The sequence below is a fragment of the Rothia sp. HMSC068F09 genome, from assembly GCF_001812775.1.
In the GTDB taxonomy this organism is placed as follows: Bacteria; Actinomycetota; Actinomycetes; order Actinomycetales; family Micrococcaceae; genus Rothia; species Rothia mucilaginosa_A.
The window spans coordinates 49649-62462 of record NZ_KV810423.1 but is presented as its reverse complement, the minus strand read 5'-3'; the positions used below and the strand labels follow the sequence as shown (position 1 = coordinate 62462).

At 62.9% G+C, this 12814-nt stretch carries 9 protein-coding genes and 2 tRNA genes; 2 read left to right on the top strand and 9 right to left on the bottom strand.

What is annotated here, in order from left to right; genetic code table 11:
- The first annotated feature begins 120 nt into the window (after positions 1-120).
- Positions 121-1659: an LssY C-terminal domain-containing protein gene (locus tag HMPREF2874_RS03875; protein ID WP_070649008.1), complete on the top strand. Its 1539-nt coding sequence runs from the start codon at positions 121-123 to the stop codon at positions 1657-1659.
- Positions 1660-1833: 174 nt separating this feature from the next.
- Here the strand turns inward: HMPREF2874_RS03875 and HMPREF2874_RS03870 are convergent, their stop codons facing one another.
- The 9 genes from HMPREF2874_RS03870 to HMPREF2874_RS03830 form a co-directional block, all read right to left on the bottom strand.
- A complete protein-coding gene (locus HMPREF2874_RS03870) occupies positions 1834-2475 on the bottom strand; it encodes a DsbA family oxidoreductase (protein ID WP_070649007.1) in 642 nt (213 codons plus the stop codon).
- Between the two features lie 185 nt (positions 2476-2660).
- The gene (gene clpX / locus HMPREF2874_RS03865; RefSeq protein ID WP_049331414.1) at positions 2661-3992 is read right to left on the bottom strand and encodes an ATP-dependent Clp protease ATP-binding subunit ClpX; all 1332 of its coding nucleotides are present in this window, start codon (positions 3990-3992) and stop codon (positions 2661-2663) included.
- A 489-nt stretch (positions 3993-4481) separates the two neighbouring features.
- The gene (locus tag HMPREF2874_RS03860) at positions 4482-5171 is read right to left on the bottom strand and encodes an ATP-dependent Clp protease proteolytic subunit (protein ID WP_080974895.1); all 690 of its coding nucleotides are present in this window, start codon (positions 5169-5171) and stop codon (positions 4482-4484) included.
- Between the two features lie 5 nt (positions 5172-5176).
- Positions 5177-5830: an ATP-dependent Clp protease proteolytic subunit gene (locus HMPREF2874_RS03855; RefSeq protein WP_049331339.1), complete on the bottom strand. Its 654-nt coding sequence runs from the start codon at positions 5828-5830 to the stop codon at positions 5177-5179.
- Positions 5831-6174: 344 nt separating this feature from the next.
- A complete protein-coding gene (tig, locus tag HMPREF2874_RS03850; RefSeq protein ID WP_049331341.1) occupies positions 6175-7476 on the bottom strand; it encodes a trigger factor in 1302 nt (433 codons plus the stop codon).
- 108 nt (positions 7477-7584) lie between these two features.
- Positions 7585-7659, bottom strand: a tRNA-Pro gene (locus tag HMPREF2874_RS03845).
- A 356-nt stretch (positions 7660-8015) separates the two neighbouring features.
- Positions 8016-8089: transfer RNA gene (locus HMPREF2874_RS03840), tRNA-Gly, on the bottom strand.
- 78 nt (positions 8090-8167) lie between these two features.
- A complete protein-coding gene (locus tag HMPREF2874_RS03835; protein ID WP_070649006.1) occupies positions 8168-9052 on the bottom strand; it encodes an Fpg/Nei family DNA glycosylase in 885 nt (294 codons plus the stop codon).
- A 118-nt stretch (positions 9053-9170) separates the two neighbouring features.
- Entirely contained in the window at positions 9171-9662 is a 492-nt protein-coding gene (locus tag HMPREF2874_RS03830; protein ID WP_070649005.1) for a ribose-5-phosphate isomerase, read from the bottom strand.
- 405 nt (positions 9663-10067) lie between these two features.
- On the opposite strand from HMPREF2874_RS03830, the gene pepN reads away from it, so the two are divergent.
- Entirely contained in the window at positions 10068-12617 is a 2550-nt protein-coding gene (pepN, locus tag HMPREF2874_RS03825) for an aminopeptidase N (RefSeq protein WP_070649004.1), read from the top strand.
- Positions 12618-12814: the final 197 nt, after the last annotated feature.

The window sequence follows — 12814 nt, the reverse complement described above, 5'->3', positions numbered from 1 at the left end:
CCCCCCCCCCCGAAAAAGGCCTCGGGCCCCCCTCCGTGGGCCTTCCGCAACCGAGGCTCCCGCGCAACGAGCTTTTGGTATAGTTTTCTGGCACCAGTTCAGCGCACAGAAAGGGCGCGCATGTCCCACCCGAAACGCATCCTACGTCCCACGCGTAGCGAAGTTGCGCCGCCGGTTACTTCGCCGCCCGTCTACCGCGGTGATATTGACGCGCGCGGCACGGCGCAAAACCTCGTCCCGCGCAGCTTGTGGGTCGATTTCTGGGATACCCTCTTCTTCATCTTTGCCGGCATCGCGGCCCTCGTGCTGACCTTCATGATTCTGGTCAACACGGTTGGCCATTCTTTCTGGGGTTTCCCTATTGCCTTCATTTTCTGGGCGGTCACCGCGTACCTGACGCTACCGCGTTTTCATGCGATCATGACCCGCATATACGTGCCCGACTACTTTATTGGGCGCACCCGCACCCCGGACGGTCTGCTCGGTGACCCAGTCAATATCGGTCTGATTGGTACCGAGGAGCAGATTCACCAGGTCATGCAGGACGCCGGCTGGACCCGTGCTGACGACGTCACCCTCGTCTCCTCGTGGAAGATTATTATCTCCACCATCACCCGCCGTTCCTACGCGGAGGCGCCCGTCTCCCCGCTGAAAATTTTTGGCAAGACGCAGGCTTTCGCCTACCAGAAGGAAGTGGACGGTAACCCCGAGAAACGCCACCACGTACGCTTCTGGAAAACCCCTGACGGCTGGCTTCTGCCTGGCGGTCACCAGGTGGATTGGTTAGCGGCGGGCACCTACGACTCCGGTGTGGGTTTCAGCTTCTTCACCCTGCAGATCACGCACCGCATTGACGGTGAAACCGACTTTGAACGCGACTACATTGTGGAGTCCATTCAGTACGCCCACCCGGAAACTCACGTTGAGATTCTGCACGATTTCTCCTCCGGCTACCACGCCCGTAACGGCGGCGGCGACGCGATCCGCACGGACGGCGCGCTCCCGGTCATCGTGCTGAACAATGAGGGACTGGAGCCGCAGAAGCATGAAGAAATTCACCTCTCCAGTGCGCACGACCTGGCGTACCGCATGCCGCTGAGTCTGCTGGTCGGTTCGGGTATGCTCATCGCCGTGACCCTCGCCGATATTGTCAACAGCGTCATTCTGGCGCTCAGCCGCCCGGCTCTGCGAGCCAAGCTGCTGGAGGAAGGATCCGGCGACGATCTTGATTTGCTGAGCCTATTCGATCAGGTGGATAGCGACGTGCTGCTGACCATCACCAGCGCGGTGTTGGTGGGCTTCGTAGCCGTCTATTCTGCGGTCCACCTCTTCCTGTTGTGGAGCACGCTGCGCGGCTCCTCCAAGGCTCGCCGTCTGGCTCTGCTGTTGACGGCATTGAACTTCGCGGCGATTACCGGCGGCGTGCTGTGGGGGCACCACTCCCTGCTGCTGTCCACGATTTTCTTCCAGCTGGGCGTTGCGGTGTTCGCAATGTTGGCGTTCACCTCGGACGCGGCGGTTCAGTACACCGCGACCCGCACCTTCCATATGCGTGATACGAAAATCGTGCAGCGGGCAACGCACCCGAAGGTTCTGGAGCGCAGGGCTCAGCGCAAGGCACGAAAGACGGCTTCTGAAAACCGAAGCCGCCAAGCCTGACCTGCATCCGGCAATTCGGCACCGTTAGACAGAAAGTACCGCCCGGTCAGTGTGACCGGGCGGTACGTTTATGCTCTGTTGAGGCTCTATCGCCGAGGAGCTCTGCCGAGCTCGGAGTTTCGAGCCTTGGCGGTTCGAGCCTCGGAGTTTCAAGCTTCGGGGGGGGGGCGGGGTTTAGGCCTCGCCGTCCTCGCCGTGGAAAATCGGGCCCACGGTGCGAGGACGCTTCAGCTCGAAGAAGCCGGGGTAGGAAGCCAGAGCCAGGGCTCCGTCGAAGAGCTTACCCGCCTCTTCACCGGCGGGGCTCGGGGAGATCACCGGGCCGAAGAAGGCGGTGCCATTAATGGAAATCAGCGGAACACCGATGTCGGTGCCACCCACGGTCTTCAGGGCGAGGTCCAGGGAAGCGCGCATCTGCTCGTCGTACTTGTCGGTGAAGGCCACGTCCGCCAGCTCTGCGGGCAGGTTGACCTCCGCCAGGGCCTTGACGATGGCGTCACGGTAGGAATCGGCCTTGTTGCCGTTGTGGTGGATCTGCTCACCCAGGGCGTCGTAGAGGGGCTTGATGACCTCGTTACCGTGCAGCTCGCGCACGGCGGTGACGAGTCGAGCCGGTGCCCAGGACTGGTCCATCATCGCCTGGTAATCGGCGGGCAGCTCGCGGCCCTGGTTGTGCATGGACAGCGAGAAGGGGCGCCAGTTCACCTCAATATTGCGGACCTTCTGCACCTCACCAATCCAGCGGGAGGTAATCCAGCACCAGGGGCAAATCGGATCGAACCAGAAATCAACCTGTGCGGGGGTGTTCTCAGCCATGAGTGTTCCTCTCTTGTACGGATGCGCGTACCGCCCGTGCGGCCCGGCACCCTGTATTCACCTTTGATATCTGCACCAGCCAAGCCCGCGGTCTCTAAGTGCGGCACCTGCTAGTGAGCCGTCACCCCGTATAACCGGGGCGACGGCTTCTTTATTCCCTGGCCTCTTCGGCCGGAAGTATTCGATTAGGCCACCTTGCGCCCGGCCTTCGCGGCCTTCAGGGAGGCGGTCTTCGCCTCGCCCTTTGCGGTGCGGGTGGTCTCGGTTCCCGGATCGGGGGCCTGCAGCACGTAACGGGGCTCCGCGCCGTTGAGTACGGTGTCCTCACCGATGACGATGGATACCACGTCGGTGCGGTCCGGAATCTCGAACATGACCGGTTGCAGGATCTGCTCCATCATGGAGCGCAGGCCGCGGGCACCGGTGCCGCGCTCGGCGGCAAGGCGGGCAATAGCTGCGATTGCCGCATCGTCAATAATCAGTTCCACGCCGTCCAGGGCGAAGAGGTGACGGTACTGCTTGAGCAGTGCGTTCTTCGGTTCGGTCAGCACTCGAGCCAGCTCCTCTTCGTTGAGCTCGCTCAGGGTCGAGATGACCGGCAGGCGGCCAATCAGCTCGGGGATGATGCCGTAGTGGGCCAGGTCCTCGGGCATAATCTGCTCGAGCGGGTCCCTCACCGTACCGCCCAGGTCGGCGCCGAAACCGATGCCGCCGGCACCCACGCGGGCCGCGATGCGGTCGTCAATATTGTCGAAGGCACCAGCCACGATGAAGAGAATATTGGAGGTATCGATCTCAATATTCGCGTGGGCCGGGTGCTTGCGTCCGCCCTCCGGCGGTACGGTCGCCACGGTGCCCTCAATAATCTTCAGCAGCGCCTGCTGCACGCCCTCACCGGACACGTCGCGGGTGATGGAGAGGTTCTCGCCACCCTTGCGAGCAATCTTGTCGATCTCATCAATGTAGATGATGCCGCGCTGAGCCTTCGCCACGTCACCGTCGGCGGCGTTGATGAGGCGCAGCAGAATATTCTCCACATCGTCACCCACGTAACCGGCCTCGGTGAGGGTGGTTGCGTCGACCAGGGCGAAGGGCACATCCAGCTTCTTCGCCAGGGTGGAGGCCAGGTAGGTTTTGCCGCAGCCGGTCGGGCCGAGCATCAGAATATTGGACTTGCCCAGCTCCACCTGCTCCCCCGCCGTCGCCGAGAGCGTGCGGGAGGTCAGCACCGGGTTGTCCAGGTCGTGAATACGCTTGTAGTGGTTGTACACCGCCACCGCCAGGGTGCGCTTCGCGGCGTCCTGACCGATGACGTAATCGTTGAGGTGGCTATAGATCTCGCGCGGGGTGGCTAGTTGCTTGGGGGATGCGGGGGCCACCGGAGCGTTTGCCTTCAGACGCTCGTCGGCCAGGATCTCTTCACAGAGCTCCACACATTCATCGCAGATGGAGACATTCGGCCCGAGCACAATCTTGAATACTTGTGCGCGCGTCTTCTTGCAGAAGGAGCACCGCATGCTGGCGTTGGGCGGCTCGGGGGGCAAAGTAATGTCTGTTGCCACGAGAATCCCCTTTCATTCGTGTGGTCGTCTCTCGGAGCGGCGTGCGGAGGGGCCGGGCGCTCTTTCACGGTGAGAGATGATCTCTACCTCTCTAGGCTACCGGAGTTCACCCCGGAACTCAGAATTACGACCCCCGAAGAAGATAGTCGGTACCCATATGACGAACCGGGTCAAATATGACGTTTAGGGGCGTTCCTTGACCGACCCCGTTGCGCGGGGGTTTCGGCGGGGCTAGAGGAGCCGCTCAACGGCTTAAAAGCATCCCCGTGTTACGTTGCGGCATCCGTCATAATGCGTCGCATAAAGCTAAGGGACGGAACGGCGCCCGAACCCCCACGCCTGCACGGCGCTAGGGTTTCGGGAACCGTTCCGTCCCTCTCTCACAGCGGTTACCGTTCATCGCGCCCGATACTCGTTTGGCGAGCCATCGAGCCCGGTGGCGGCTTAGGTGTGGGAAATAGCGGTGTTGGTCGCGGGCTTGCGCAGCTTACGAGACTCCAGGACCTTGTCGACCAGGCCGTACTCCAGCGCATCGGCGGCGGTCAGAATGTTGTCACGCTCGATGGAGCGGTCAACTTCCTCGTAGGTCTTGCCCGAGTGCAGTGCCAGGGTCTGGGCGGTCCACTCGCGCATACGCATAACCTCGTTCGCGTGAATCTCGATGTCGGAGGCCTGACCACCCTGCTGGCCACTCAGGGCCGGCTGGTGAATCAGCACGCGAGCGTTCGGCAGTGCCAGACGCTTGCCGGGGGTGCCGGCAGCCAGTAGCACGGCCGCAGCCGAAGCCGCCTGGCCCAGGCACACGGTCTGAATCTCGGGGCGGATGAACTGCATGGTGTCGTAGATGGCGGTCATCGCGGTGAAGGAACCGCCGGGCGAGTTGATGTACAGGGTGATGTCACGCTCGGGGTCCTGTGCCTCCAGCACGAGCAGCTGAGCCATGATGTCGTCTGCAGAGGCGTCGTCCACCTGGGTGCCCAGGAAGATGATGCGGTCCTCGAACAGCTTGGCGTACGGGTCCTGACGCTTGTAGCCGTAGGGGGTGCGCTCCTCGAAGCTGGGGAGCACGTAGCGGTTGCTCGGCATAGCCGGCGCCGAGGTGGTGATATCGTTCGGCAGGTAGTTCATGTGCATCTCCCTTATGCGTTCTTCGACTCGGGCAGCTTACCGGCGGTGGTGGCAATGTGATCGAAGAAGCCGTATTCCAGGCCTTCTTCCGCGTTGAACCAGTTGTCGCGGTCGTTGTCCTTCAGGATGGTTTCCAGGCTCTTACCGGTGCGCTCCGCGGTAATCTCTGCCAGGCGCTTCTTCATGTCCAGGATCAGCTCGGCCTGGGTGCGAATGTCGGATGCGGTACCGCCGATGCCGCCGAGGGGCTGGTGCATCAGGATGCGGGCGTTCGGGGTGGCGTAACGCTTGCCGATGGTGCCCGCGGTGAGCAGGAACTGACCCATGGAGGCCGCCATACCGGTCACCACGGTCACCACGTCGTTCGGGATGAGCTGCATGGTGTCGTAGATGGCCATACCGGCGGTCACGGAGCCGCCGGGCGAGTTGATGTACAGGTAGATGTCCGCCTCGGGGTCCTCCGCCGAGAGCAGCAGCATCTGGGAGCAGATGAGGTTAGCGTTCGAGTCGCGCACCTCGGAGCCGAGCCAGATGATGCGCTCCTTCAGGAGGCTGTTGTACACGTAATCTTCCTGGGCGCCAACGATGGGGGTTGCCATCGACGGCGAGGGCGCCACGCCGGCCGCCTGGGAGGCGCCGATGGGCAGAGGCATGTAGCTGGACATTCTTCCTCTTCTTCTCTTAGGGACTTCGCGGCATCTTTGCGCACAGTGCGCGCCGAAGCGCACGCGAAAAGTTTCGTTGCTACTACCTTACCGATAGTTGCCTCTCCCCCGCTCCCCGCGCGTCGCCCGTTCGCCAGGGGGTGAAGCTCACACCTGCCGGGACGGTAACCGGCCCGCCCCGAGGCCGCTCGCGGGAAGCACACGATTGCGGGGCAGGCGCAGAAACGCCTCGGCGGGCACCCACCGAAACCGGTGAGCACCCGCCGAGGCGATGCGATATGCGCGCCGACGCGCCCGCGGAGGCTACCCCGCAAGCACCACGCGCAAGCTATTCGTGGGAGGGATTAGGCAGCTGCCTCTTCACCCTGGCCCAGGAACTTGGATAGGTCAACGGTGTTGCCCTTGGAGTCCTTGACCACTGCGGTCTTCAGGACCTCAGCCAGAGCCTTGGAACGGCGAACCTCGCCGACCAGTGCGCCAGCCTGGCCGGAACCGTCCAGCATCTGTGCGAACTGGTTCGGATCCATACCGTACTGAGAGCTCATGGTGATGATGTAGTTAATCATCTCGGCCTGGTCGACGGTCACTTCCAGAGCGTCGGCGAGGGCGTCCAGGACCATCTCGTTCTTGAAGGCGGTCTCGGTGTTCTCGCGAACCTCGGCGCGGTGCTCCTCGGTGTCGTGGCCGGGCTCAGCGTTGGGAGCGTTGAAGTGCTGCTCCAGCTGATCCTCGATGACCTTCTCGGGGACGGGGACCTCGACCAGCTCAACGAGCTTGGTCAGGACCTTGTCGCGTGCCTGGGTGCCCTGCTCGGCAACCTTAGCCTCGGCAACCTGCTTCTTGATGTCTTCCTTCAGCTCTTCGATGGTGTCGAACTCGGAAGCCAGCTGTGCGAACTCGTCATCAGCCTCGGGCAGCTCGCGCTCCTTGACAGCGGTCAGCTTGACCTTGATGACGGCTTCCTCGCCGGCGTGCTCGCCGCCGGAGAGCTTGGTCTCGAAAGTTGCGTCCTCGCCAGCGGACAGGCCGGTCAGGGCCTCGTCGATGCCCTCGAGCATGGTGCCGGAACCGATCTGGTAGGACAGGTCGTTAGCTGCGTCCACCTGCTCGCCGTCGATCTCTGCGGCGATGTCGATGGTCACGAAGTCCTTGTCGGCGGCGGGGCGCTCGACGGTCTTCAGGGTGCCGAAGCGCTCGCGCAGAGCGTCCAGTGCCTGAACCTCGTCCTCGGGGGTCACCTCGACCTCGTCCACCTCAACCTCGATGCCCTCGTAGTTGGGCAGCTCGATCTCGGGGCGGACGGTCACGGTGATGGTCAGCTTGATGTCAGCTTCGCGGTCCTCGGTGGTGGGCTGGGACTGAACGTCCAGCTCGGGCTGTGCCAGGGGGGAGAGGTCGTTCTCGCCCAGTGCCTGTGCGTAGTAGTCGTTCAGGGCGTCGTTCAGGGATGCCTCAACGATGTAGTCGAAGCCCGCGCGCTGCTCGATGAGCTGCTTGGGCAGCTTGCCCTTGCGGAAGCCGGGAACGCTAATCTGGCCAGCCAGGTTCTTGTAGGTGCGGTCCAGGTAGGGCTTGAATTCTACGAAGGGAACCTCGACCTCAATCTTTGCGAGGGTCGGGTTGAGCTTCTCGACGGCGGTCTTCACGTCCGTGATCTCCTCATATCGTTCGGTACGGCACGGGTCTCGGGCGTGCCGCTGTTGCTTAGTGGAAAGAGCGCCACGACCCTGTAGCGTCGCGGCAACCGTTTCACGTCGGGGCGACAGGATTCGAACCTGCGATCTCCTGCTCCCAAAGCAGGCGCGTTAGCCAAGCTACGCCACGCCCCGTGAAACTAACCGCGTTAAACACCGGAGCGTTTAACACAGTCAATGCCCTAGTTTACCTGTTTTCCCGCTAAATGCCCAACAGAACGGCGGATGCGGGCGCGGGTTTCGCCGTAAACGATTACCGAGGGTGCGGAAAGGATTTGTGGAGGGGATGACGAGCTGGAGCATGCGGATTCCGAGCGCGCGAGGAAACAAATCCGCATGCGGAAGGGATTCCCGGAGACTAGTTCTCGAGGGGATGACGGGCTGGAGGGCGAAAATCCCGAGCGTGCGAGGGAATGTATTTTCGCCCGGAAGCGATTCCCGTCATCCCCGGAACGCAAAAGGCCCCGGCGCTTGCGCCGGAGCCTTTGAAGTGGAGGGGATGACGGGAATCGAACCCGCGTAATCAGTTTGGAAGACTGAGGCTTTACCATTAAGCTACATCCCCGCATGGAACCCGTCTATGATATCGGGGTTCTTTCCAGACTGTCAAATGGTGTGCAGCCTCAGGGATGTTGCGCCAGGGTTACACCTGGCAGCCGGGGCACCAGTAGAGCTTGCGTCCGGCGATTTCTTCCATGCGGATGGTGGTGCCGCATCGCGGGCACGCCTCACCCTGGTGCTTGTACACGTAGTTCGCGTGCTCGGGCCAGGCCTCAGTTTCGGGAATACCGGGGCGGTCCTCGGGCTCGGTGGTGATGATGCGACCCACGCGCACGCCAATGACGAGCAGGTGCTTGTTGTCTTCCCAGAGGCGCTTGAGCTCGTCGTCGCTCAGGCTCTTGCCGGGGCGCAGTGGGTCAATTTCCTGGCGGTAGAGCGACTCGGCGCGGAAGATATTGCCCACGCCCGAAATGGCGGCCTGGTCCATGAGGATCACGCCGATGGGGCGTCCGCTCTTGCGGGCCGCGCGGTAGAAGCGTTCGGGGTCGGCGTCGGAGTTGAGCGGGTCCGGGCCCAACTTGGAGCGGACGGTGCGCACCTCCTCCGGGGTGAGCACGCGGCAAATGGTGGGCCCAACCAGGTCGGCCCAGCCGTGCTCCGAAACGATGCGGCAACGCACGGTGCTCTTCGGTTCGGGAGGACCGGCGTAGGGCTGCTCCTCCCCCGCCGCGTATTCCTTCTCACCAATCTTGCGGGGCGCGCCGATGCTCGAAGCACCCGTGAACGTCTCGTCGCCCCCGAAGGTCCAGTTGCCGTAAATGCCCAGGTGCACGTTCAGGGTCAGCTCGTTATCGAAGGTGACGAACAGGTGCTTGCCGTGCGCGTAGGCGCCGGCAATAACGTGCCCGTCCAGCAGGGCCGCCCCATCGGCGAAGCGTCCCTGCGGGGAGCTGACGCGCACGCGCTCGCCGGTGAAGACGTCACTCATCTGGCGGGCGATACGGTGAATGGAGTGGCCTTCGGGCACGGGTCCCCCTCGAAAACTCGTCGGCTAGAAATAGCGCGGGTATAAACAGTACGGATTATCTGGAGTGCAGAAACGACTGAGGCGCATAGCCTGCACTATGCGCCTCAGATTTTAGAGCCTAGGCAGCGTCAATCTGCTTGCCGGCAATGTCGCCGGTCTGCTCGTACTCGGCCAGCTGAGCGATGCGGCGTGCGTGGCGCTCCTCGTTGGTCCAGGGGGTAGCCAGGAAGACCTTGATAATCTCCAGGGCCTCTTCCTTGCTGTGCTGGCGGCCGCCCACGGCTACCACCTGCGCGTTGTTGTGCTCGCGGGCCAGAGCCGCGGTGTCGTGGTTCCAGGCCAGAGCCGCGCGGATGCCCTCCACCTTGTTGGCGGCCATCTGCTCGCCGTTACCGCTGCCGCCCAGTACGATGCCGAGGGAGTCCAGGCCGGCCTCACGGTCGCGCTTCACGCCCAGGGCGGCGTTGATGCAGAACGAGGGGTAGTCGTCCAGCGGGTCGTAGTCGGCGGGGCCGTGGTCAATCATCTCGTAGCCCTCGGCGGTGAGGGACTCAATCAGGTAGTGGCTCAGTTCGAGGCCTGCGTGGTCGGTTGCGATGTGTACGCGCATGGTGCTCTCCTGGTGTGGTGTTGCGTGCTGCTCGGGGCGGCAATGGCCGGGCCGAGGCACGCCTCGCATCCTCAATTGGGATGTTTTCCCCCGATTCGGTTCGGGGTTTCTCTTAGTCTGTACCTACTAACTGTAGCGAATTCGCGCGGGTTCGGGTAATGGGGAGCCCCGCCCACCCCGCCCGCATGCGGTAAACTGTGGGATATGGCACTTTGCGGTGTCCCGATGCGTAGCGCCCGCGAGAAAACACCACCCGCAGCGCCCAGACGCAACCCCGGCAAGCCCCGACAGCATTGAGCGAGTCCAACGGCGCGGCGGATGCGCACGCCCGGGCACCGCGTCGGCGTGTCAGGACGGCACGCCGCGCCACCGTCCGCCGTGTCACTTCTATGGAGAGGGAATCCAATGCCCGGCCTAAACCTAACCCGCGATGAGGCGATTGAGCGCGCATCCATTATCAAGCGCGTTCACTCTTACCATATCTTCCTCGACCTGCGCACCGATCAGGATGTCTTCACCTCGAACGTTGAAATCCGCTTCGACGCTCAGGAAGGTGCCTCGACCTTTATCGACGCCATCACCTCCTCGGTCAAGTCCATTAACCTCAATGGCGAAGAGCTCAGCACCGACCTGGCTGACGGCGAGCGCATCCAGCTGCCGAACCTGGCCGCCGAGAACGTTCTGAAGATCGAAGCCGAGATGTTCTACACCAACACCGGTGAGGGTCTGCACCGCTTCGTGGACCCCGCCGACGGCGAGATTTACCTGTACTCCCAGTTTGAGGTGCCGGACTCCCGCCGCGTGTTCCCCGTCTTCGAGCAGCCCGATCTGAAGGCCACCTTCGAGTTTGAGGTGCGCGTGCCCTCGCACTGGGTGGTTGTGTCGAACCAGCCCGAGGTGAAGGTTGAGCCGAAGGACTGCGGTTGCGGCCGCGCCAACACCTGGTACTTCAAGCCGACCCCGCGCATGTCTTCGTACATCACCGCAATCGTGGCCGGCCCCTACGAGAAGATCACCAGCGAGCTGACTAACTCCGAGGGTCGCGTGATTCCGCTGGGTGTGTACGCCCGTAAGTCCCTCATGCCCTTCGTTGATGCCGAGGACATGTTTGAGCTGACCCGCCAGGGCTTCGAGTTCTACGAGGAGCAGTTCAAGACCCCCTACCCCTTCGAGAAGTACGACCAGCTGTTCGTGCCCGAATTCAACGCCGGCGCGATGGAGAACGCTGGCTGCGTGACCTACCTGGAGACCTACGTCTTCCGTTCCAAGGTTGCGGAGGCTCTGCGTGAGCGCCGCGCCATCACCGTTCTGCACGAGCTGGCTCATATGTGGTTCGGCGACCTGGTCACCATGAAGTGGTGGAACGACCTGTGGCTGAACGAGTCCTTCGCGGAGTTCATGTCTACCCTGGCCGCCGCGGAGAACACCCGCTACGCCAAGGAGGCGTGGGCTACCTTCTCCGCTTCGGAGAAGACCTGGGCCTACCGCCAGGATCAGCTGTCCTCGACCCACCCGATTGTGGCCGAGATTCGCGACCTCGCCGACGTTCAGGTGAACTTCGACGGCATCACCTACGCGAAGGGCGCTTCGGTGCTGCGTCAGATGGTGGCGTGGGTTGGCCAGGAGAACTTTATGGCCGCCCTGAAGGTGTACTTCGATAAGCACAGCTGGGGCAACACCGTTCTGGACGACCTGCTGGTGGAGCTGGAGCGCACCTCCGGCCGCGACGTGCGTGCGTGGAGCGCCAAGTGGCTTGAGACCGCCGGCGTGAACACCCTGGCCGTTGAGGTTGAGAACGACGAGGCGGGCAACATTTCTTCGCTGGGCATCCGCCAGTCCTACGCCGAGGGCTTCGAGACCCTGCGCCCGCACCGCGCTGTGATTGGTTTCTACAACCTGGTGGACGGCAAGCTGACCCGCACCGACCGCATCGAGCTGGACATTGACGGCGAGCTGACCGTGGTCGAGGAGGCTGTCGGCAAGAAGCGCCCCGACCTGCTGCTGCTGAACGATGAGGACCTGGCCTACGCCAAGATTCGCCTGGACGGGCGCTCCATCGAGACCGCTATCAAGCACCTGGGCGACATCGATTCCTCCGTGGCTCGCGGCGTGGTCTGGGGTTCGCTCTGGGACACCGTGCGTGACGCTCAGATGCCGGCCCGCAAGTACGTTGACCTGGTGCTGAACAACATCGGCAAGGAGACCAACTCCACCGCTCTGCGCACCCAGATTAACAACCTGTCCGCTACCCTGCACTCCTTCGTGGCCCCCGAGGCTCGCGAGGAGACCCGCCACCGTGCCGCTGACCGTCTCTGGGAGCTGGCCAAGGCCGCTGAGCCCGACTCGGATGCTCAGCTGCAGCTGCTGCAGGCGTTCATCAACCAGACCCGCACCGAGGAGCAGTACGACAACGTGCAGCGCCTCTTCGAGGGCGAACTGACCCTTGAGGGCCTGGACATTGACGCCGACCTGCGCTGGAACCTGGTGTGCCGACTGGCAACCGGTGGCCGTTTCTCCGCCGAGCAGATTGCCGAGGAGCTGGAGAACGACAACACCGCGAACGGCCAGCAGTACGCAGCCCAGGCGTACGCATCGATTCCGACCGCCGAGGCTAAGGCCGAGTACTGGAACAAGATCATGGTGACCGGCGAGCTGTCGAACATGATTCAGCGTTACGCTATTTCCGGTTTCAAGTCCGGCAAGCCTGAGCTGATTGCCCAGTACGATGAGCCGTACTTCGAGCAGATCGAGGGCATTTGGCGTTCGCGTTCGCACGAGATTTCGATGCAGATCATTGGTGGCATGTACCCGAGCGTGCCGACCGCTGAGCTGCTGGAGCGTACCGAGGCGTACCTGGCTTCTCTGCCCGAGGATGCTGCGGCTCTGTACCGTCAGATTGCGGAGGCGCGCGACGGCGTGGCTCGTGCACTGAAGGTTCAGGCCGCCGATATCTAGTGGCGTTGCTTTAGGCATCGACCCGTTGGCGCGGCGGTGCGCGTGAGCGGCTCCCCGAGTCGCTCGGTGCACGCCGCACCCGAGACACCCCCTCTCCCCCAGGCATCCGCACGATGCCGGGGCGGAGGGGGTGTTTCCGTGCCCGAGAGAGCGTCGGCTCCCGGCACCGAGCCGGGAAACGGGGCGGGGCCGATTGG

Excerpts from the sequence above, each read along its gene's own strand:
- pepN (WP_070649004.1), top strand. The coding sequence starts at position 10,068 with ATGCCCGGCCTAAACCTAACCCGCGATGAGGCGATTGAGCGCGCATCC.
- HMPREF2874_RS03830 (WP_070649005.1), bottom strand. The coding sequence starts at position 9,662 with ATGCGCGTACACATCGCAACCGACCACGCAGGCCTCGAACTGAGCCAC.
- clpX (WP_049331414.1), bottom strand. The coding sequence starts at position 3,992 with ATGCGGTGCTCCTTCTGCAAGAAGACGCGCGCACAAGTATTCAAGATT.
- HMPREF2874_RS03875 (WP_070649008.1), top strand. The coding sequence starts at position 121 with ATGTCCCACCCGAAACGCATCCTACGTCCCACGCGTAGCGAAGTTGCG.
- HMPREF2874_RS03855 (WP_049331339.1), bottom strand. The coding sequence starts at position 5,830 with ATGTCCAGCTACATGCCTCTGCCCATCGGCGCCTCCCAGGCGGCCGGC.
- HMPREF2874_RS03870 (WP_070649007.1), bottom strand. The coding sequence starts at position 2,475 with ATGGCTGAGAACACCCCCGCACAGGTTGATTTCTGGTTCGATCCGATT.
- HMPREF2874_RS03860 (WP_080974895.1), bottom strand. The coding sequence starts at position 5,171 with ATGCACATGAACTACCTGCCGAACGATATCACCACCTCGGCGCCGGCT.